Annotated in this window: 26 protein-coding genes and 1 tRNA gene; 13 read left to right on the top strand and 14 right to left on the bottom strand. The window is 41.1% G+C overall.

Annotated features, from left to right (window positions below; all coding sequences use genetic code 11):
* The first annotated feature begins 449 nt into the window (after nt 1-449).
* Nucleotides 450-1,916 carry a diguanylate cyclase gene (locus H6H03_RS17840; protein ID WP_190956408.1) on the top strand — a complete coding sequence of 489 codons (1,467 nt, stop codon included), beginning with the start codon at nt 450-452 and terminating at the stop codon, nt 1,914-1,916.
* Nucleotides 1,917-2,074: 158 nt separating this feature from the next.
* Here H6H03_RS17840 and H6H03_RS17835 read toward each other — a convergent pair whose 3' ends face one another.
* The gene (locus H6H03_RS17835) at nt 2,075-2,449 is read right to left on the bottom strand and encodes a hypothetical protein (RefSeq protein WP_190956407.1); all 375 of its coding nucleotides are present in this window, start codon (nt 2,447-2,449) and stop codon (nt 2,075-2,077) included.
* A gap of 87 nt (nt 2,450-2,536) precedes the next feature.
* Between H6H03_RS17835 and H6H03_RS17830 the strand changes: the two genes are divergently transcribed.
* The 3 genes from H6H03_RS17830 (at nt 2,537) to H6H03_RS17820 (ending at nt 3,866) form a co-directional block, all read left to right on the top strand.
* Nucleotides 2,537-2,725, top strand: coding sequence for a hypothetical protein (locus H6H03_RS17830; RefSeq protein WP_190956406.1), 189 nt, complete (start codon nt 2,537-2,539; stop codon nt 2,723-2,725).
* A 120-nt stretch (nt 2,726-2,845) separates the two neighbouring features.
* The gene (locus H6H03_RS17825) at nt 2,846-3,115 is read left to right on the top strand and encodes a type II toxin-antitoxin system ParD family antitoxin (protein ID WP_190956405.1); all 270 of its coding nucleotides are present in this window, start codon (nt 2,846-2,848) and stop codon (nt 3,113-3,115) included.
* 115 nt (nt 3,116-3,230) lie between these two features.
* Nucleotides 3,231-3,866 (top strand): type I restriction endonuclease, encoded by a 636-nt coding sequence (locus tag H6H03_RS17820; RefSeq protein ID WP_190956404.1) that lies wholly within the window; start codon nt 3,231-3,233, stop codon nt 3,864-3,866.
* A gap of 20 nt (nt 3,867-3,886) precedes the next feature.
* On the opposite strand, the gene H6H03_RS17815 is transcribed toward H6H03_RS17820, so the two are convergent.
* The 5 genes from H6H03_RS17815 to H6H03_RS17795 form a co-directional block, all read right to left on the bottom strand.
* Nucleotides 3,887-4,138 carry a DUF433 domain-containing protein gene (locus H6H03_RS17815; RefSeq protein WP_190956403.1) on the bottom strand — a complete coding sequence of 84 codons (252 nt, stop codon included), beginning with the start codon at nt 4,136-4,138 and terminating at the stop codon, nt 3,887-3,889.
* Between the two features lie 98 nt (nt 4,139-4,236).
* Complete coding sequence (locus H6H03_RS17810; RefSeq protein WP_390842559.1) at nt 4,237-4,473, bottom strand: tetratricopeptide repeat protein; 237 nt, start codon at nt 4,471-4,473, stop codon at nt 4,237-4,239.
* A gap of 655 nt (nt 4,474-5,128) precedes the next feature.
* A tRNA-Ala gene (locus H6H03_RS17805) sits at nt 5,129-5,201 on the bottom strand.
* A gap of 27 nt (nt 5,202-5,228) precedes the next feature.
* Nucleotides 5,229-5,954 carry an HAD family hydrolase gene (locus tag H6H03_RS17800; protein WP_190956401.1) on the bottom strand — a complete coding sequence of 242 codons (726 nt, stop codon included), beginning with the start codon at nt 5,952-5,954 and terminating at the stop codon, nt 5,229-5,231.
* Nucleotides 5,951-6,850, bottom strand: coding sequence for a class I SAM-dependent methyltransferase (locus H6H03_RS17795; RefSeq protein ID WP_190956400.1), 900 nt, complete (start codon nt 6,848-6,850; stop codon nt 5,951-5,953). Before H6H03_RS17795 ends, H6H03_RS17800 begins: the two co-directional genes overlap by 4 nt.
* Before the next feature lie 257 nt (nt 6,851-7,107).
* Here H6H03_RS17795 and H6H03_RS17790 point away from each other — a divergent pair, with 257 nt between their 5' ends.
* The 5 genes from H6H03_RS17790 (at nt 7,108) to pth (ending at nt 9,763) form a co-directional block, all read left to right on the top strand.
* The gene (locus H6H03_RS17790; protein WP_190956399.1) at nt 7,108-8,289 is read left to right on the top strand and encodes an RtcB family protein; all 1,182 of its coding nucleotides are present in this window, start codon (nt 7,108-7,110) and stop codon (nt 8,287-8,289) included.
* Nucleotides 8,290-8,442: 153 nt separating this feature from the next.
* On the top strand, nt 8,443-8,601 hold the full coding sequence (locus H6H03_RS17785) for a hypothetical protein (protein ID WP_190956398.1): 159 nt from the start codon (nt 8,443-8,445) through the stop codon (nt 8,599-8,601).
* A 59-nt stretch (nt 8,602-8,660) separates the two neighbouring features.
* Nucleotides 8,661-8,933 (top strand): TatA/E family twin arginine-targeting protein translocase, encoded by a 273-nt coding sequence (locus H6H03_RS17780; RefSeq protein ID WP_190956397.1) that lies wholly within the window; start codon nt 8,661-8,663, stop codon nt 8,931-8,933.
* 55 nt (nt 8,934-8,988) lie between these two features.
* The gene (locus H6H03_RS41345) at nt 8,989-9,111 is read left to right on the top strand and encodes a hypothetical protein (protein WP_277926161.1); all 123 of its coding nucleotides are present in this window, start codon (nt 8,989-8,991) and stop codon (nt 9,109-9,111) included.
* 10 nt (nt 9,112-9,121) lie between these two features.
* Nucleotides 9,122-9,763, top strand: coding sequence for an aminoacyl-tRNA hydrolase (pth, locus tag H6H03_RS17775; protein WP_190956396.1), 642 nt, complete (start codon nt 9,122-9,124; stop codon nt 9,761-9,763).
* Nucleotides 9,764-10,064: 301 nt separating this feature from the next.
* On the opposite strand, the gene rpsU is transcribed toward pth, so the two are convergent.
* Together rpsU and H6H03_RS40395 are read right to left on the bottom strand one after the other, a co-directional pair.
* A complete protein-coding gene (gene rpsU, locus H6H03_RS17770; RefSeq protein WP_008226419.1) occupies nt 10,065-10,244 on the bottom strand; it encodes a 30S ribosomal protein S21 in 180 nt (59 codons plus the stop codon).
* A 338-nt stretch (nt 10,245-10,582) separates the two neighbouring features.
* On the bottom strand, nt 10,583-10,924 hold the full coding sequence (locus H6H03_RS40395) for a hypothetical protein (protein WP_242057893.1): 342 nt from the start codon (nt 10,922-10,924) through the stop codon (nt 10,583-10,585).
* A gap of 382 nt (nt 10,925-11,306) precedes the next feature.
* On the opposite strand from H6H03_RS40395, the gene H6H03_RS17765 reads away from it, so the two are divergent.
* Nucleotides 11,307-12,149, top strand: coding sequence for an SPFH domain-containing protein (locus tag H6H03_RS17765; protein WP_190956395.1), 843 nt, complete (start codon nt 11,307-11,309; stop codon nt 12,147-12,149).
* Between the two features lie 120 nt (nt 12,150-12,269).
* Here the strand turns inward: H6H03_RS17765 and folP are convergent, their stop codons facing one another.
* Complete coding sequence (gene folP / locus H6H03_RS17760) at nt 12,270-13,127, bottom strand: dihydropteroate synthase (RefSeq protein WP_190956394.1); 858 nt, start codon at nt 13,125-13,127, stop codon at nt 12,270-12,272.
* A 123-nt stretch (nt 13,128-13,250) separates the two neighbouring features.
* Between folP and H6H03_RS17755 the strand changes: the two genes are divergently transcribed.
* Nucleotides 13,251-13,655: a hypothetical protein gene (locus tag H6H03_RS17755; protein WP_190956393.1), complete on the top strand. Its 405-nt coding sequence runs from the start codon at nt 13,251-13,253 to the stop codon at nt 13,653-13,655.
* Nucleotides 13,656-13,734: 79 nt separating this feature from the next.
* Here the strand turns inward: H6H03_RS17755 and H6H03_RS17750 are convergent, their stop codons facing one another.
* The 3 genes from H6H03_RS17750 to tpiA form a co-directional block, all read right to left on the bottom strand.
* Nucleotides 13,735-13,917 (bottom strand): DUF6887 family protein, encoded by a 183-nt coding sequence (locus tag H6H03_RS17750; protein WP_190956392.1) that lies wholly within the window; start codon nt 13,915-13,917, stop codon nt 13,735-13,737.
* Complete coding sequence (locus H6H03_RS42050) at nt 13,914-14,078, bottom strand: DUF6888 family protein (RefSeq protein WP_390842591.1); 165 nt, start codon at nt 14,076-14,078, stop codon at nt 13,914-13,916. Before H6H03_RS42050 ends, H6H03_RS17750 begins: the two co-directional genes overlap by 4 nt.
* A gap of 100 nt (nt 14,079-14,178) precedes the next feature.
* Complete coding sequence (gene tpiA / locus H6H03_RS17745) at nt 14,179-14,910, bottom strand: triose-phosphate isomerase (RefSeq protein WP_190956517.1); 732 nt, start codon at nt 14,908-14,910, stop codon at nt 14,179-14,181.
* Nucleotides 14,911-15,058: 148 nt separating this feature from the next.
* Between tpiA and H6H03_RS17740 the strand changes: the two genes are divergently transcribed.
* Together H6H03_RS17740 and H6H03_RS17735 are read left to right on the top strand one after the other, a co-directional pair.
* On the top strand, nt 15,059-15,226 hold the full coding sequence (locus tag H6H03_RS17740) for a hypothetical protein (protein ID WP_313931869.1): 168 nt from the start codon (nt 15,059-15,061) through the stop codon (nt 15,224-15,226).
* A 175-nt stretch (nt 15,227-15,401) separates the two neighbouring features.
* On the top strand, nt 15,402-15,734 hold the full coding sequence (locus H6H03_RS17735; RefSeq protein ID WP_190956391.1) for a low molecular weight protein tyrosine phosphatase family protein: 333 nt from the start codon (nt 15,402-15,404) through the stop codon (nt 15,732-15,734).
* Between the two features lie 225 nt (nt 15,735-15,959).
* On the opposite strand, the gene H6H03_RS17730 is transcribed toward H6H03_RS17735, so the two are convergent.
* Nucleotides 15,960-16,436, bottom strand: coding sequence for a DUF4168 domain-containing protein (locus H6H03_RS17730; protein WP_190956390.1), 477 nt, complete (start codon nt 16,434-16,436; stop codon nt 15,960-15,962).
* A 102-nt stretch (nt 16,437-16,538) separates the two neighbouring features.
* Nucleotides 16,539-17,534: a DNA polymerase III subunit delta gene (holA, locus tag H6H03_RS17725; protein ID WP_190956516.1), complete on the bottom strand. Its 996-nt coding sequence runs from the start codon at nt 17,532-17,534 to the stop codon at nt 16,539-16,541.
* Nucleotides 17,535-17,715: the final 181 nt, after the last annotated feature.

Below are 17,715 nucleotides of genomic sequence, written 5' to 3'. Positions count from 1 at the left end.
GTGTCAGTTTTTTAGACGCGATGAATGGCCGTCTCTACAGAGAATGTACTCGTAAATTGGCGTTGCTGATTTGATATATGAAAACGATTGTGCATAATATCAAAATCCTGTAGAGACGTTGCAATGCAACGTCTCTACTACAACGAGGTTAAGAAAATCTTCTTTCCCAGTCCTCAGTCCCCGGTCTCTATTTCAACACAGGCATCGAATCTATTTTACTTGTTAATTGTGATATTTTAGCAAACCATCTTTGGCTTTGCTGCTGAATTCATTAATTATGCTGTAAGTCTTTAGTAATTCAATTTTATGGCATCAACAAATGATGACGTTGCCGTAAGAGATAATAGTCATTCCTGAAAATGATTGTTAAACTTTAAGTTATAAATACAAGCATAATTAATTATTTTAGAAAACTATCCTACAGTTATTGTTTGGTAAAGTTGCAATTAATGAATAAACAAGTAAAAGCGATACGAGTTGCTTGGTGCAGTCCAACTGATTTGCCCCAACCAAACAATTTATTCCTCAACTTTGAGTGGATTCGAGTTGATATTTCAGCTTTATGTAATAAGGGTTTTGATGCTGTTGTACTCGATATCAAAACTTTTGAAAACTTAGAGGAACTTAAGAATATATACACCACTATTGGTTTACCAACAGTAGTTTTGATAGATACGATGGAGCAAGAATCTACTGCCCTTTCTTGGTTAGAAGCAGGAGATGAAACTTGTAAACGCGATGCAATTGATTGGCAAATAGGTTTGCGTTTGCAGCGCAGTGTGTGGCATAGCAAGCAAAAGCATTCATTTAACCTTGATAAGTTAACGGGAACTGCTAATTTTCGCAAGTTTAATGATTATGCCATCGAGCTTTTGACATCGAAAGAAGATGGAGAGTCTGTATGTTTGATTTACCTAGATATTGACCGTTTCAAGTTTATTAATGATAGTCATGGTCATATTGCCGGAGATCAGGTTTTGCAAGAGGTTGGGCAGATTCTCCAAAAGTACTCGCTAGGAGCAGGTATCGTCGCTCGGACAGGGGGTGATAAATTCGCTATTTGTATGCGTGGCAATACTGAGCAGGGAAAAGCTTTTGCAGAATTTCTTAGAACTCAGATTGAGACTCATGAATTCTGGCTTAATGAAAAGTCTTGCATTCATATCACAGCTTCTTTGGGAGTGGTGCCGATGACGGGACATTCATCTATGGAGCAACTATGGCAGGAAATTAATCAATGCGTCTATGCTGCTAAGCAAAAGGGACGCAACCAAGTTGTGACTGCTGAGGAATTTGATGCTATTGCAGATGCTTCTGGACAAGACAAGCTAATCACTGATTTTGAGCATCGAATTCGCGTGACTGCTGAGAGGATGATTAATGAAATGGTGCTTAAGGCGAGTCGTTTAGTGAAGAAATACAGAGCAGAAGCCGAACACGATGGCTTGACTGAGATTTTCAATCGTCGCTATCTCGACAGATTACTACCACGGGAAATAGAAAAGTCTCACAAATATCAGCAACCACTAACAGTGGTACTCCTTGATTTGGATCATTTCGGTGAAGTAAATCGAACCTACGGTTTCCCCACTGGAGATCGAACACTGACAACTGCTGCACAAGTATTTAAAAGTAACGTCAGAGCAGTGGATTGGGTTACACGTTATGGTGGCGAAGAATTTTGTATTATCATGTCCGATACCGATTTGAACACAGGATATCAGATAGCTGAACGAATTCGCCTAGCTCTGAGCGAAGAAATACTTACAGCTTACAACGGTCAGCAGTTTCGACTCACTGCTAGCATTGGAGTTGTGGAACTCATGCCAGAAGATAATCCTATTTCTTTGTTGCAGCGTGCTAGCGACAAAGTTCGAGAGGCTAAGAAAAACGGGCGCAATCAAACTCGCTTCTGATTGCTAATATTAGATAAATATTTGAAAGCTTGACTCTGGGTTTACTATCGGGCTGCTATTTGTTAGCGATCGCATTACCCCTGATAAATACTGACAGAGTACCAGAGACTGCACCAAAGAAATATAGAAGTGCGATCGCTTTATAATTCAACAATTAATTAACTGGCGATCGCAACTAGCTTTTTACGCTTAGAACGCTTGCGATCTGATTTTTTCTTCAATCCTACAGCTTGCGCTTGATCGCTATCTGAACCATATTGTCCGCGTATAACTTCTTTCATCGCTAACACAGTATTGTGAAATTCCCATTCTGCTAATCGCGCTGCATCCGCCGCGGCACGGTATAAAGTTAGCTTCTCTGTTTCCGCTTGTTGCTGCACCAACATTGCTTGATAAGCTTGCTGTAACTTATCAACAGAAGCATCAGCACGGGTTGTATCGTAGCTGGTGATAGTTTGTAAACCGTGCCATGAAGTTACATCTTGGCTTATAGATTGACGGCTCAAACGGCGTGTTGTGTCTTGGGCTGGCATAGAAGCATAAGTAGTAAACTATATATTTAATGTACCCATTATGACTAAATTTGTATCAGTAAATTGAAATAAAGAGTAATTTAATGGTTGCGAGGCGATACAACTCAATTGCGAAGCGACACAACTCAATTGCGAGTCGATGCAACTCAATTGCGAGACGACACAACTCAATTGCGAGACGACACAACTCAATTGCGAGGCGACACAACTCAATTGCGAAGCGACACAACTCAATTGCGAGTTGATGCAATAGCATTGTCAAGGATAAATCGTTGATGGAGATAGTTTTTTCTTAAACCTTGTGTCCTCTGCCCTCACCAGCCCATCATTGACAGCAAGACCTGGCAACACTCTAAAATAAAAACACAAGGGCATATATTATAGTAGATAATATATATGAATATCTTCTTTACTCCAGAATTAGAGCAATTTATCCAAAGTCAAGTTGCCAGTGGTAAGTATGCCTCGACCGAAGAAGTGATTGTTGCGGGTGTTAAACTGCTGGAGGAAAGGGAATCTATTTATAAAGGTAGATTTGAAGAATTGCGACGAGAAATCATGATTGGAGTCGAAGCTTCGGAACGTGGGGAAGTTATTGACGCAGAAACAGTTTTTCATCAACTAGAACAGAAACTACAGCAGCGTCGTCAGCAGGCTGGTGAATGAGCAATATTTGTAGATTTACTGCTCCTGCAAGTCGAGCCACTAACTTTTTCACAATCTAAAATCTAAAATCAAAAATGGCGTTATCTTGATATTAGCCACTACTGAAAATCTAACCATGACTAACAGCCTAGCCATTGCAGAAGACATCAAAACTCTTCGCCAAGTTGAGGAAAAACTAGGTTTAACACTGTCTTTTAATGGCGAGTTTTTTACTGAGTGGATGAATGAGCTACCTGCATTGACTGAAGCAGAACAAGTCAGGTTAGAACAAGTTAGAAAAAACTATCTTTATCAGATTTCTGATGGAATTCTTTTAGAAGAAACTGTAAAAATGGTAGTACTTTCACCATTGCTTGAGCTTGCAGGATTCTATCAAGCACCTTACAAATTTAAAACTGAAGTATCTGTAGAAATTGAAGCACAAGGAGATAATGAAGAAATTTTACGAGGACGGATTGATGCTTTGGTTTTACAAGATAGATTATGGATTGTTTTAATTGAGTCAAAGAAGACCACATTTGATTTAGAACTAGCCATACCTCAAACATTGGCATACATGGCGGCTCATCCTGAAATAGAACAACCTTTATACGGAATGATAGCTAATGGTAGCAGCTATTTATTTATCAAAACTTTGGGTAAACAGTATGCTATTTCTGACCTGTTTGCAACCCGTTCGCAATACCGCAATAATCTTTATCAGGTTCTAAAAATCCTCAAGCATTTGGGACAAATCATCGCATATCGTTAAAGTTTGATCGAACAGTAGCTTCAAGCATCACCTACCGTTGGCGTAGCGTCTCGTAGAGAAGCAACAAGACGATGTTCTCTATCAGCAGCAAATTCTAAGCAAGCCCTGATATCTGCTTCTGTCAATTCAGGAAAGTCTTCTAAAATCTCAGAGTGAGACATACCTGCTGCTAGCCAACCCAAAACATCGTAAACGGTGATTCTCATTCGTCGAATACAGGGTTTACCACCTCGTTTGTCAGGTTCTATAGTAATGATGTTGCGATAACTCATCTTTTTTATTAGCTGTATAATACCGTTTCTAAGTCTAGAGCAGCCTAAGACTGCGCTGCAACGGTCAAATAAAGCGATCGCCTTACCTACCACTTACATTAAGTGCGATCGGGCAATAATTTCAGATGTTTACGGAAAGTAATTATGTTGGGGTGATTTACCCCTAAACAAAGTTCAGCAATTTCCAAAACTTTTTGAAACAGTGGTTCAGCTTCACTGTAGCGTCCTTGGGAATAGTAGAGTAAAGCCAGATTGTTGTAACTGGTGGCGACATCTGGATGCTCTTCTCCTAAGAGCCGTTGTACTATAAATTTAAATGTAGGGTGCGTTGTCACGCAGTGCAACGCACCATCTTACAGCGCTTTTCATTTGGATGAAATACATACTTGAATACTAAATTATCGTAAGGGCACAACAATGTTGTACCCCTACTGTGGTCTATTCAACTGCAAATTGCTGTAAAAAGAACTAATTACACAAGCGATCGCTTTGAGAAGCAATATAAATTTAAATGTATAGCAGTTGAAGCAATACGGTTCGGTTAAGTTTTAATCATTTAAACATCCCCCCAACCCCCCGATAAATTGGCTACGGTGTACACACAAGTTGGAAATAGTAGTTTGTCAAGGAATAATTGACGAGTAAATTCTTTGTAGAGACGGCGATTTATCGCGCAATACAGTTCAGTTAAGCATTTCTTTCTTCTCTTTGCGTCTTTATACCAATTCTGTATGAAGATGCGCCGAATTATATAACGAACCACAAAGGACGCAAAGTACACAAAGAAACAGCTAAAGAAATTTAGCGCAGCCTCATAAAGAAACGGTATTAGCGTCCTTGGCGGTTTGTTAAAAAAAAAGAGTTTTGACTTTAACTGAACCGTATTGATTTATCGCGTCTGTATAACGTGACAGTAAAAAGACGCGATTCATCGCGTCTCTACATGAGGGGTTTTGGCCTATTGCCTCTTCCCTGCTATAATTTCCACAATGGAGAATAGGGAACTCGAATCCCTGACCTCTGCGGTGCGATCGCAGCGCTCTACCAACTGAGCTAATTCCCCTTAATTAATTCACCAATGAATATTTTATCATTCAGTTAGTGATGGCTGGGACTGTTTTTGAGAATAAACTTCTTGGACGCGTTCGAGTTCCAAATCAGTGAGGTAATCGACAGTCCAGTTACAGCAGCGCTGAAGCATGTGGAAGGGGTAAGTATTCGCTACACCCACCACTTGCATGTGCGATCGCTTTGCTGCTTGAATACCAGCTGGTGTATCTTCAATTGCTAAACACTCTTGCGGTTGCAGATTCAATTCGGGATATTCTTGGTTCAACTTCTTCACAGCCAGAAGATAACCGTCGGGTTCTGGTTTACTGGTAGTGATATCATCACCGGCGACAATAATTTTAAAATGTTCGCTCAGTTTAGCCCGATTGAGTACCAGTTCTATTTCTTTGCGAATAGCACCGCTGACTAATCCTAATTTCAGATTGCGCGATCGCATTTGAAATATCAAATCTTCTACACCTGGATATAAAGGCAGTTTCTCTATTTTTTCCAGTTCTAGTGCGTAAGCTTCGGCTTTGCGATGCAGCAGTTGAGTTAAATATTTTTCCGTAGCTACTCTACCACGATTGGAGAGTAGTTGAGTAAAACAAGCGCGATCGCTGCGTCCCAAAGAAGCTTGACGCTCATCAACCCGCTGTGGTTGGAGATTCTCTTGAATGAGAATCTCATCAATCAGTTGCAGGTGGATTGGCTCGTCGTTAATGATGACACCATTAAAATCAAAGAGAACTGCCTTTAAACTCATGCGATTATGCCAAAAGCTGGCGATCCAAGTTCCTCCAAATTATTATTATCTATTGTGGTGCCGATTGAAGTTGCACTATATTGACGGATATTTTCAGATGCAATCGGTTTAATGCCGCTAGTTACCTGATTTATCCACCAAACATCTTGAGTTCGCACTGCTTCAAACCCTGCTGCACCCATATTCGCTTCAACACTACCATTGGCATATTCACGAATATATGGTTCTTCAAAAAGGTCATTGAGCCATTCTAATTGACGCAGAGTCTTTTGATTGCCATCTTGAATTAACACTTGTCCTCCAGTTACCAGCAACCGGAAGCTTTCTCGCAAAATTGCTAGTGATACTGTATCTGGTATTTCGTGAAATAGTAAAGAAGCTGTCACCAAATCAAAGGAAGCATCGCTAAAACCAGTTTTCTCAGCATTCCCATGTCGCCAGACTATATCTAAACCAGCGGTTCGGCTTTTATCTTCTGCCCTTACCAACATATAAGGTGATAAATCCAAACCAATAACTTCGGCTTCCGGAAAAGCCTGTTTTAACATTAAAGTAGTGGAACCCGTACCGCAACCCAAATCAAGTATGCGTCGTGGTTTCACCTTCACAGCATCAATTAAAGCCTGACGGACAACACTTTCGCTAGGCGGGAGAACATATTGGGTTATGGGATCGTAAGTCACTGCTGCATCAGAGGTGAGATATCCGCCTTTAATCCCGTGAAAATTTTGGCTGCTGTAGTACGATGGAATTATGACATCAGCTCGGCGATAGCGATCGCTTTCTTTCTCCCAATCAATACTTTGTTGATAACGCCGCAACCCATCTTCATCAATGAAAAAACGCGCTACAGGCGATAAAAAACGTTCCCAGATTGTATCTTGACGCACTGCCATAGGTATATCACCAAGTGTAAAGACTGTTTTAATCAGGTCATTTTCTTTACAAATTTTAATACATCTTTTCATAGTGTAGCGATCGGTTGAGGCTTAAAACCGAAAGATACTACACTTGTAATATGAAATGGTTTTTGTAAGGTGGGCATGGGGCATTGGGCATTGGTTATTAATTCTTATCCCTCATCTCCCCTCGACTACCTAATGCCAAATTAGCAATTTAAAACCTAAAATTAAAAATCCCAAATTAGAAAACTATGCCCTACGAAAAATTAGAAATTACTACACCAGCACCTGTTTTATCTTGGGCGAATCACGCTTTGGGGCCAGAAGAAACCAAGATGGCAAAGAATGTGGCATCGCTGCCATTTGTCTTTAAGCATGTAGCTTTAATGCCAGATGTTCATTTAGGTAAAGGTGCTTTAGTTGGTTCTGTAATAGCCACCAAAGAAGCAATTATACCTGCTGCTGTGGGCGTAGATGTGGGTTGCGGGATGAGTGCTATCAAAACCCCATTTACTGGCGAACAATTGGAAGGTAAACTCAAAAAAATTCGTTTGGATATTGAAGCAGCAATTCCTACAGGATTTAACGAAAACAAAGACGTTGAGAAACCTGTCACCAATTGGCAAGGCTGGAATGATTTTAAAGACTTGCATCGCGGCGTACAAGATCTGCAAGGCAAAGCGATGAAACAAATGGGTTCTCTGGGTGGAGGGAATCATTTTATTGAAGTGTGTCTCGATACAGAGAATCAAGTTTGGTTAATGCTGCATTCTGGTTCGCGCCACATTGGCAATAATCTAGCTCAGTGTCACATTAACACAGCCAAAGAATTAGCCAAGATGGCAGGTGAGAAATTACCCGATCCCGATTTGGCTTACTTTGTCGCTGGTACGCCAGAATTTCAAGCATACTGGCACGATTTACAATGGGCGCAAGAGTATGCGCGTGTCAACCGCGATGTGATGATGGCGCGTTTTAAGCACATAGTCGCAAAGCATGTCGCAGGTGGAAAGGCTACTAAACCTTTATTAGAGGTGAATTGTCATCACAATTACGCCGAAAAAGAAGTGCATTTTGACGAGGATGTTTACGTTACTCGTAAAGGTGCAGTCCGCGCCCAAACAGAAGATTATGGCATTATCCCTGGTTCAATGGGGGCAAAGTCTTTCATTGTCAAAGGTAAAGGTAATGCCGACAGCTTTTGTTCTTGTTCTCATGGTGCAGGTCGTTTATTGTCTAGAAATAAGGCAAAAAATGTCTACACTCTTGATGATTTGATTGAGCAAACTCAAGGGGTAGAATGCCGAAAAGATACTGGGGTTTTAGATGAAATTCCCGGCGCTTACAAACCCATAGAACAAGTGATGGCAAATCAAGCGGATTTGGTGGAAGTTGTAGCAACACTCAAGCAAGTTATGTGTGTGAAAGGTTGAAAAAGAGGGAAAACGGATGAATAGGTTGACTTTTTATCCTTTCCCCTTGTTGAGAAATTATCACGCTGACTTTTGTTACAGCCTTTTTCATGTATTTGAACCACATCTGTCGTAGGGGTGCAAGGCCTTGTGCCCCTACCGCGTGGCTTATTTATGAAAATAGCTGTAAGTTATTCTGTTGGCACAAACGAAACATCTGGAGCAACCTTTGGTTTCATCGCTTTCAATGCTGGGCAAGATAAAGCCAGCACTAAAACCAGTAACACGTCTGAGCTTGCGGGGCGATCGCTTTATATAATGGGCGATTATTGAGTAGACTACATAAATATGTGAGTCTATATAGTGGTTTTAGAATTTATCGGAGATAAAAAATGAATATATTTGGTATCGGTCTGCCAGAAATGGCTGTAATTATGGTAGTAGCGCTGTTAATCTTTGGCCCAAAGAAGCTACCAGAGATTGGCCGCAGTGTAGGCAAAACAATTCGCAGTTTTCAAGAAGCTTCTAAGGAGTTTCAAAATGAGTTTCAAAAAGAAGCCGAACAATTAGAAGAAGCTGTGAAAACTACCGCTGAATTGGAACCCAAGCAAATCGAGCCTGCTAAATCACAGCAGGATACTGCTAATTCTTCACAGGTTGGTTAGGAAAACATACTAATTTGGGCATTGGGGATTGGGCATAGGGCATAGGGTATAGGGCATGGGGCATTGGGCATTGGAAAAGAACAAGGAAAAGACTTATTGCAATTTGTCTCCCCATCCTCCCATCTCCCCACCCCCCCATGCCCCATTCCCCATGCCCTATGCCCCTATAATTGATTGACTGTAGCAAAATGACAGAAGCTGTTACACAACCAGCTTTGGTGATTCCCCAGCTAATTGTCGGGTTGGGGAATCCAGAAAGCAAATATGACCAAACACGCCATAATATTGGCTTTGCTGCTGTGGAAGCTCTCTGTAGTGCTTGGCGCATTACCCTAGCGGAAAATCGCAAGTTTCAAGCAGAGTATGGGGAGGGTATGGCACCAGGTGGAGGTAAAATTCGCTTGCTCAAGCCTTTGACTTATATGAATCGCTCAGGACAAGCCATACAAGCGGTGACCAGTTGGTATAAATTACCGCCTGAGTCAGTATTGATCGTTTATGACGATATGGATTTACCCTTGGGTAAGACTCGTCTGCGCTTGTCTGGTTCCGCTGGGGGACATAATGGAATGAAAAGTGCGATCGCACATCTTAACACTCAAAATTTTCCCCGTTTGCGAATCGGTATTGGTAAACCCAAAAATGCAGTTAGTAAAGATGATTCAGATACTATCTCCCATGTACTAGGGCGATTTTCTGCTAGTGAAAATCAGCTGATGTCTCTTGTACTTCAGTTCGTGGTTGAGTGTGTAGAACTAAGCCTCAAGCAGGGAGTAGAAAAGGCGATGAATATTTGTAATAGCCGCACCATTAATAATTCTGATTCTTAGGATTCGACGAGAGTGTTGAGTTAAGAATTATTCTCCTTGTCTCCCTTGTCCCCTTGTCTTTCCAGTTCCCTCAACGGCGCTTATCTTGGTTGATGGGCAGCGATTTTAGCTTGCTCCATCCAACCAATATAAAGCTCCTATACACTCTGTGCATAGGTAAATTGACTTATCGACACCCTAACAAAGGGGTGCGGCACATCTTCCTTAATTTTTGTAAGTATAATGGCGCGGGCTATGCCTACGCGCCGTTACCTGTTGTAGGTTATTACCTCAAGCAACGTCAGTACCAAAGCAAATAGGTTTATTTAAAACGTCTTTTGCGTCTAGCTGCCACTGCCTTACGTTTGCGTTTTTCCAACGGTGTTTCAAAGTGCCGATGATATTTTACGTCAGCCAATATGCCAGCTTTGGAAACCTGGCGTTTAAACCGACGTAAAGCTGAATCTATTCCTTCGTTCTCTCCTAGAACAACCTGGGTCATTCTTGCCTTGTCCTCATAATCAATAGTTTCCATTGTAATAGTAGCCTCAACCTTAGTAAAACCCCCCCGAACAAAGCCATAATTAGGAGGCTATTGGTCTGGTTGAGATTGAGTTATCTGTACTTCACACTTGCTGAAATCAGCATTTAGCTACAAGTTTAATCCAATTCAGGTAGTTGACTGTTGACCGTTGACCGTTGACGGTTCACAGTTAACAATAGCAAGGGAATATTTTTTTACTTGGAAGTCCCTTACATAACTTCTTTACCTTTATTAAATTGTGAAGTTTGGTTATTGAAGCCTTATTAATTTTGCATTTTGACTTCTGAATTCTGGCTTTAAAAGTTGATTCTGCCCTGATTAAATAACTTATATCCGACCATTAATGCAGTGAAAGCAACCAATAAATTCCATAAGCTAGTCGATCTAAAAATTATTCCACCACTCAAAAAAACTAGTACTATACCAACACCTAACAAAATCCATCCCAAATTGCTAGCCTCTCTATGAAAAAAGACCAGTGTAAAAGCACCTGCCATCATTGCTAAAACTGAGGCTGTAGCAGGTAAACTACGGGAAAAAGAATAGTAACCCGTCACAAATATAATGTTTTGAGTAAAAAAATATAAGCCTGTAAACAGCAATATTAAACCTATAAGTTTGATCGACAGCCTGCCCATAGTATTTGTATATTATTTTATGTGGCTGAACCTAATTTTATTCGGAATTATACTGTGGTTTTGCAATTAGTACTAAAATTTACGTAAAATTAGTTTAATTTTGATTAAGTGAATGTACGTAAATAACTGAGCTGTGTGGAGGTGTTGGTGTAAGTAAAAGCGATTACAGAAAGTACTTCTTGCCAGGGTGCGATCGAGGTGCTTTAATAGCGATCGCATTCTGCAAAAGTTTCCTACATACAAGACGCCCAGCGGCTCAATATCAGACATTGCTGCTGGTGTCGATCAAATTACAGACTCAAAACATTTAACTCAAAGGTATGACAAGCTAGTAGCATATCCTTGACACTAGATTCTCCCAAACAGCTAAATAGGAGCATATATGGAGCCAATCATTGCTATAGTCTTAGCCCTTATAGGCTATGCCTTAGGTTCTGCCAAACTGATTAATCAAGGTAATGAAGCTTTAGTAGAACGCCTGGGACGGTATCATCGAAAACTTAAGCCAGGGCTAAACTTTATTGTTCCCTTGGTGGATCAAATTGTCATGGAAGATACCACGCGAGAGCAGTTTATTGACATCAAACCCCAGAATGTAATTACCAAAGATAATATTTACGTAGAAGTAGACGCAATTGTATACTGGCGGATTATAGATATTGAGAAAAGCTTTTACGCTATTGAAGATCTTCAAGGGGCATTGGTGCAGCTAGCCACAACTACGTTGCGGGAAATTATTGCTCAAAACACCCTTGAGCAAACCAACGTCTCTAGAGCGGAAATGGACAGAGCTATTCTAAATCAATTGAATGAAATTACGGCAGATTGGGGAGTACAAATTCTGCGCTTAGATCTTCAAAGAATTACTTTACCTGAGAGTGTACGTAAATCTAGAGAAGATGAGCAAGCTGCTGAAATCAGAAAACGGGCACTGATTACCGAAGCTGAAGGACAAAAAGAAGCCGCCATTCGCAAAGCAGAAGGAACTATGACTTCAGTTGAAATCATTTCTAAAGCCTTACGTTCTAATCCAGAAAGTAAGGAAATTCTGCGGTATCTCGTGGCTCAGGATTACGTCAAGGCTAGCCAACAACTAGGCGAGAGCAATAATGCCAAAATTGTCTTTGTCGATCCAGCTAACTCAACAGAAATGTTTCAGGAGTTGATTGCTGAGTCAGTGGATAACGACGATCGCCCCAGGAAATCAGAAAACGGGACTACCTAAAGGAACTCCAACAAATAAATTATCCTGCTTGAAGTTGTTGACAGATGATTGTTGACCGTTGACTGTGAATAGTAGGATATTTTTTATTTAGAAGTCCCTACTCCCCACTCACCGCATTTCTTAAGATTTACGCTGTGTGTGTCGGAATATTGCATCAGCTACCAGGGAAACATCGCGCATTTCTTGGACATCGTGAACCCGCAGGATATCAGCCCCATTCACGATCGCAGCACAACAAGCTGCTGCGGTTCCCCAAACTCGTGCTTTGGGATCTGGTTGATTGAGAATCTTACCAATAAAGCTTTTACGAGATGCTCCCACTAGAATAGGACAATTGAGTGCCCTGAGCGATCGCAATCGCTGAAAAATTTCTAAATTTTGCTCATAATTCTTCGCAAAACCAATACCAGGATCGATAATTATTTTATTTGGGTCAATGCCCACAGCAGTTGCAGCCGCGATTTGTTTTTCCAAAAAACTAAAAATCTCTGCCATCAAATCCTGATAATCAGTCATCTGTTGCATGGTTTGTGGCGTTCCCCGGATGTGCATTAAAATAATCGGCACACCTAAACTGGCCACGGTTGGCAACATTTCCGAATCAAAGCTACCGCCAGAAATATCATTAATCATATCTGCCCCAGCCTCTGTTGATGCCCTGGCTACAGCAGCACGGGTAGTATCTACAGAGATGGGTACTGAAATTTCCCGTCTGAGTACCTGTAACACCGATAGCACCCGGTCGAGTTCCTCTTGGAGAGTTATTTGTTTTGCTCCTGGTCGAGTTGATTGACCACCCACATCGATAATGTCAGCACCAGCAGCCACCAATGCTTGCGCCTGGACTAAAGCCGCAGAGGTGGTGTTAAACTCACCCCCATCGCTAAAGCTATCAGGCGTTACATTCAAAATGCCCATCAAATAAGTCCGCTGTCCCCACTCGAAACAGCGTCCCCTGATTATCAAGTTATTTGGCATAAAAAGCAGTCAAAAGTTGAGTTTAATTTACGCAAACTTTAAATGTTTTTAAGTGTGCTTGCTATAACACTGCTTACTGAGAAAAGGCTACAAAGTAAGGGTATTAACCAGCCATTATCCAGCATGAACTACGCCAAGCGATTAATCAGTGTATTGTTGACAGGAGCAATTTCAGTTTTAAGTTTCACCAGCGTTGCATCTGCCGAACGTGCAGAAAAATTTGTCAACGTTGGCTTTGATAGTGACGGCGACCCGTTCCTGTTGGACACCACGACAATGGGAAAAAGAGAGCGTGGATTTGGTAGCGTCCTCAAGGTTTATCAGCTCAAAAATGGACTGATGAGTGAGTTTTTGGTTCACGCGGCTTGCGGAGACGAGAGATTGTCAATTGTCGGTTTTAGAACCTACAGTCAAGGAGTTAAGTTGACTGAAGATAAGGTGCGCCAAGAAGTGGCTGTTAGAACTGATAGCCCTGTAAGCCAAGCAATGACTTACTACTGCCACTCTGTTGGCGCTCGTGGTTGGTAAAATATTGTCATCGTGTAGGAGATTAAAAACATTTTGTGGCGATCGCATTGATAGCAGATGCGATCGCTTTTTATTACTGCTATGCTCTACCTATTCGTTTGAGCAATTCGGCTTCAAATTCTTCATCTGTTGTGCAAAGCACACCGGGGCGAGCGCTTAGTCTGTCCATGTATTTGTGAAAAGCAGCGGTGTCCTGTGGATGAGTTCTCACATAGGCTAGCAACTCTTTATCTGACATCTGCTCAAAATCAGGCTGGGTCATTTGATAAATACCTCCCCGTTTGGAAATATTTCTACTTCGATTGTCTCTCCAATTAACACGAAAAGTCTTCTGTTTCGCTCGTCTAAACGAACTACGTTGATTGACTGCATTAAATTACTCGCTGCTACGCATCTTCGATATAACGCTTTTAACTGCTCCACCGTTGGCTCCAATTAATCCCCTCCTTTCCAGTCAACATCTGTTTATTGGTGCCATCGGTTGTTAGCTTCCTTGCATAGCATGGGAACGATAAAAGGCGCATCAGACTGACTTATAATTGACAATCCGAGCGAAACTCTCAGCTTCGAGACTTGCTCCTCCCACTAAAACGCCATCAATTTCTGGTTGAGCCATGATTTCATCAATATTATTTGGCTTGACTGAGCCACCATATTGAATTGATACATTTGGATTGCTCAATTGGCTACGAATTAAGCCAATTATTCGATTAGCTTCTACAGCTTCACAAGTATCACCAGTGCCAATTGCCCAAATTGGTTCATAGGCTATCACCAAATTGTTCTGATCTATATCTACCAAGCCTTTGTCGAGTTGGAGACTAATCAGCGATTCAGTTTCTCCCTTATCTCGTTGTTCTTTGGTTTCGCCAACACAGAGAATTGGGGTCAAACCAAACCTTTGAGCTGTTCGCAGGCGCAGATTAACGGTGGCGTCCGTTTCACCAAAGTATTGGCGTCGTTCGCTATGACCGACAATCACAAAGCGTGCGCCAATTTCTGTCAGCATAGGGGCAGAAATTTCACCTGTGTAGGCTCCATATTCTTCCCAATGAACATTTTGCGCCCCCAGTTGTACGCGACTACCATGTAAATTCCTAGACAAAACGCTGAGATTAGTGAAAGGAGGGCACAATAGTATTTCACGTTCTTCAGGCGTTTCCTGTAGGTGGGGCAGAAATCCTTGTAAAAACTCTTCGGACTCTGCCTGGGTTTTGTACATTTTCCAGTTACCGGCAATAACTATTTTTCGCACGGGTAATTTCGTCAAGATCCTAACGCTACTAGATGCATTTTTCACTCTACTACTTTTTCGTACACTCCTCGTCGCTTAAGGATTGAAACTGGCTCTAGTTATTACTCAACTACAATAAATTTAAAATCCTCAGCAAGAGTTAACTCAAATGGGTAAGCTAGTACTGCCAAATCTTCAGGGTAAGCAAATGGGGCAAGTAATAGTTACCCTCACTCTCACAAATCGAATCGACCGAGTTCTGGCTGAACGAGGCTTTATTTCTTCGGAGGAAGTGCGCTCTTGTACGCTGGATGATGTTTTAAGTAGGTCGGTGTGAATATTTATCGTTAGGAATAGGCAGGAGGCAGGAGGCAGAAGGCAGGAGTGAACAGGGTTTTAACCTAGTTTATGTTTCTTTACATACTTTGGTTTTTTTGAATCGTTCTACTTAGTCTCAGTATGCTGCCAGTTGTGTTACGGCGCAAGAAAATCAGGACAATTAATACTAATTAATGAAAAACCTTTTATTTATTTGTAGTCAAAATAGGTTGCGAAGTCCTACCGCCCAAGCTGTATTTTCTGAATATGAAGGGTTAGAAACGGACTCGGCAGGTTTAGATCGCTACGCAGAAGTACCAGTTTCAACAGAAGCCATCGCCTGGGCTGATATTATCTTTGTTATGGAAAAGTCCCATAAAAACAAGCTATCAAAAAATTTTCAGCACTGCCTTAAAGATAAAAAGATTATATGTTTAGATATACCAGATGAATATGAGTATATGGAACCAGCTTTAATTGAGTTGTTAAAACAAAAGGTGCTACCTTTATTAAAAATTAAACGCTGAGCATGATAAAAGATTTTAATTTCTACATCAAAAATATTGAATAAATAAAGTAAATATAGGAATTTATTTGTTAGCAATCTGACTTTTTGGGTTGTTTTACCACCCAGTAGTTAGAAATTACCAGTTATCAGTTACCAATGTTTTCTGATAACTGTTGACTGTTTACAGATTTAATATGGTAATCTCTAATTTTTATCTGAACATAAACATAGTAATGCTATGTACCTACCTCATTTCAGGAGTTTGTTGCAGGATTAATAAGGTATTGTATACCTCCTTTTTTAAGTTATTGTTATTTTGCAGTTCTATAGTAATTTTGTTGAAGCGATCGATACTCAGACCATTATCTTCGACAATTTTTTGAGAACGAGTACAGTAATTTACTGCGATATCTTGAGCTTTCCTGGGAAGACCATTGATGCTGTTAGAATCATTACAAACAATCTTCGGAATTTCTCCACTACCAATAAGTTTTTTAATTTCTTCAAACGCGTTTTGACGCGCTGGTTCCATTGCTAGCACCGCTTGGGCATAGCTTTTAATTTCTGTATTGTTTACTGGTGGAGTTTGACCATAAGCTTTTGAACTTGATGAAAAACCGTTGGAAATCAAACCCACAGTGGCTACAAAACCGAAAAATAATGATTGGGAAAGGATTTGCTTTCGGCTAGATTGAGAAAAGAAATGAGAAATTTTCTTCATATTATGTGTAATACAGAACTACATCAGGGATCTTATAACAACTTTGAATTATTTTCGGAGTAGGAAGTTCCAGTAACTACCTAATATATCGAGCTTTTATATTTATTGTGAACTTGCTCGGCATATTTGACAAAGCTCAATTACTTTCGTTTGGAGTGCTGACATTTCTGAGGCTCCTTGTTTAAGGCTCACTTCTAATTCCAGTAGTAGGGGTAAGCAAGAGATTAACTGCTCTAGAGAAAGGAGCCTGATTTCTTGCTGTAGGAAGTAGATGCGTTTAGGGTTACCGATATCAGCAGCTTGAGCGATCGCTTGTTGATTTCGCTCTCCACTTTCCATCATAATCTTTACCCATAGCCAAGTGCGAAATTGTCCAATTAATGTAGCAACTATCCGTAATCCTGGTTCGGCAGCATTCATGAGATCGGCCAAGGTAATCAAAGCTTTTGCAGTATCTCCTGTTCTAATTGCTGCTGCTAATTGTAAACTATTTTGGGTAGTATTTCTTACTAACTTCCTGACGATATCTACGTCTAAAGGTTTGTTGCTACCTTCGGCATATAGACGCAGTTTTTCCATTTCATTGTAAAGAAGGCGCGTATCATTTCCTACAGATTCAGCCAACAACTCAGCAGTATTGGCAGTGAGTTTTACGCCCAGAGTTTGAGCTGCTTGGTTAACAGATTGCACCAACAACTCTGTTTTCCAAGGGGGAATAAGTGGAAATTCTCTAAACTCGGTAGCAAATTGTTTTAACAATTTCGTAGACTTGAGGCGTTCATCCGGTTTATTACGGCTGGTGAGTAATAAAAAAGAATTTTCGGGGATTACTGATAGCGATCGCCCTAATTCTGCCAACACATTCTCTGGACAGTGCTGACAAACAGCGGTGTTAACTAGCCAAACCAAGCGCCCACCAGCGCCAAAACTTGGCGTCATCGCCTGATTTAACGCTTGGATGACAGCATTATCTCCATCCGGTGGAAATGAAGTGTAGTTAAAACTAATCCATTGGGGATCGAGGACGCGATCGCGCAGCATAGCGATCGCTTTTTCCATCGCAAAATCATCTTCACCCCAGTAAACGTAGATTGGCATAGATAATCTCCTAATGGGGGCATGGGGCATGGGGCATTGGGCATTGGACATTGGGTATTGGGCATTGGGTATTGAGAGTAGCGGATGAGTCTTTGATAGCCGCTGACGAGTTTTTGATACTCGTGAATCCAGTTCGGCTTTCCACATGCCCTATGCCCTATGCCCCATCCCCCATTCCCAA

Origin of the sequence: Nostoc paludosum FACHB-159, assembly GCF_014698835.1 — a bacterium.
In the GTDB taxonomy this organism is placed as follows: Bacteria; Cyanobacteriota; Cyanobacteriia; order Cyanobacteriales; family Nostocaceae; genus Nostoc; species Nostoc paludosum.
This window is presented reverse-complemented; position numbering and strand designations above follow the sequence as displayed.

Bases quoted from the DNA above. Each gene is read 5' to 3' on its own strand.
- H6H03_RS17840 (WP_190956408.1), top strand. From the start codon at position 450: ATGAATAAACAAGTAAAAGCGATACGAGTTGCTTGGTGCAGTCCAACT.
- H6H03_RS17835 (WP_190956407.1), bottom strand. From the start codon at position 2,449: ATGCCAGCCCAAGACACAACACGCCGTTTGAGCCGTCAATCTATAAGC.
- H6H03_RS17825 (WP_190956405.1), top strand. From the start codon at position 2,846: ATGAATATCTTCTTTACTCCAGAATTAGAGCAATTTATCCAAAGTCAA.
- H6H03_RS17820 (WP_190956404.1), top strand. From the start codon at position 3,231: ATGACTAACAGCCTAGCCATTGCAGAAGACATCAAAACTCTTCGCCAA.
- H6H03_RS17815 (WP_190956403.1), bottom strand. From the start codon at position 4,138: ATGAGTTATCGCAACATCATTACTATAGAACCTGACAAACGAGGTGGT.
- H6H03_RS17800 (WP_190956401.1), bottom strand. From the start codon at position 5,954: ATGAGTTTAAAGGCAGTTCTCTTTGATTTTAATGGTGTCATCATTAAC.
- H6H03_RS17795 (WP_190956400.1), bottom strand. From the start codon at position 6,850: ATGGCAGTGCGTCAAGATACAATCTGGGAACGTTTTTTATCGCCTGTA.
- H6H03_RS17790 (WP_190956399.1), top strand. From the start codon at position 7,108: ATGCCCTACGAAAAATTAGAAATTACTACACCAGCACCTGTTTTATCT.
- H6H03_RS17785 (WP_190956398.1), top strand. From the start codon at position 8,443: ATGAAAATAGCTGTAAGTTATTCTGTTGGCACAAACGAAACATCTGGA.
- H6H03_RS17780 (WP_190956397.1), top strand. From the start codon at position 8,661: ATGAATATATTTGGTATCGGTCTGCCAGAAATGGCTGTAATTATGGTA.
- H6H03_RS41345 (WP_277926161.1), top strand. From the start codon at position 8,989: ATGGGGCATTGGGCATTGGAAAAGAACAAGGAAAAGACTTATTGCAAT.
- pth (WP_190956396.1), top strand. From the start codon at position 9,122: ATGACAGAAGCTGTTACACAACCAGCTTTGGTGATTCCCCAGCTAATT.
- rpsU (WP_008226419.1), bottom strand. From the start codon at position 10,244: ATGACCCAGGTTGTTCTAGGAGAGAACGAAGGAATAGATTCAGCTTTA.
- H6H03_RS40395 (WP_242057893.1), bottom strand. From the start codon at position 10,924: ATGGGCAGGCTGTCGATCAAACTTATAGGTTTAATATTGCTGTTTACA.
- H6H03_RS17765 (WP_190956395.1), top strand. From the start codon at position 11,307: ATGGAGCCAATCATTGCTATAGTCTTAGCCCTTATAGGCTATGCCTTA.
- folP (WP_190956394.1), bottom strand. From the start codon at position 13,127: ATGCCAAATAACTTGATAATCAGGGGACGCTGTTTCGAGTGGGGACAG.
- H6H03_RS17755 (WP_190956393.1), top strand. From the start codon at position 13,251: ATGAACTACGCCAAGCGATTAATCAGTGTATTGTTGACAGGAGCAATT.
- H6H03_RS17750 (WP_190956392.1), bottom strand. From the start codon at position 13,917: ATGACCCAGCCTGATTTTGAGCAGATGTCAGATAAAGAGTTGCTAGCC.
- H6H03_RS17740 (WP_313931869.1), top strand. From the start codon at position 15,059: ATGGGTAAGCTAGTACTGCCAAATCTTCAGGGTAAGCAAATGGGGCAA.
- H6H03_RS17735 (WP_190956391.1), top strand. From the start codon at position 15,402: ATGAAAAACCTTTTATTTATTTGTAGTCAAAATAGGTTGCGAAGTCCT.
- H6H03_RS17730 (WP_190956390.1), bottom strand. From the start codon at position 16,436: ATGAAGAAAATTTCTCATTTCTTTTCTCAATCTAGCCGAAAGCAAATC.
- holA (WP_190956516.1), bottom strand. From the start codon at position 17,534: ATGCCAATCTACGTTTACTGGGGTGAAGATGATTTTGCGATGGAAAAA.